The organism is Streptomyces shenzhenensis (assembly GCF_021462265.1).
Lineage (GTDB): Bacteria > Actinomycetota > Actinomycetes > Streptomycetales > Streptomycetaceae > Streptomyces > Streptomyces shenzhenensis.
Genome location: NZ_JAJONF010000228.1, coordinates 1 through 289, shown reverse-complemented (window position 1 = coordinate 289; position 289 = coordinate 1). Strand labels below are relative to the sequence as shown.

Here is a 289-nt window from a genome sequence, read left to right as displayed (position 1 = left end):
ACGGTCTCCTCCCGCATGACCGCACGCCAGCCCTCACCAGCCTCCACCACCTGGAGCCGAGGACGGCCTTCGACACCCTCACGGATCTCCTGGTACGGCACCCCCTCCGCATCCGGGAAGACCGTCCGCAGACTCTCGTGCCGATCGGCGATGTCACCCAGCGCAGCCTCAAGCACCTCGACGTCGACGCTGCCGGCGAGCCGCAGGGCGAAAGGAAGGTTGTAGGCGGCAGCGCCTTCGGTCTCAGCGCCGTCCATCCGGTTGAGGAACCACATCCGCTGCTGCGCAT

Annotated in this window: 1 protein-coding gene; it reads right to left on the bottom strand. The window is 67.8% G+C overall.

The window, feature by feature from the left end; translation table 11 throughout:
• On the bottom strand, positions 1-289 hold a 289-nt coding region (locus LQ326_RS47580; RefSeq protein ID WP_234545434.1), incomplete at both ends, for a condensation domain-containing protein.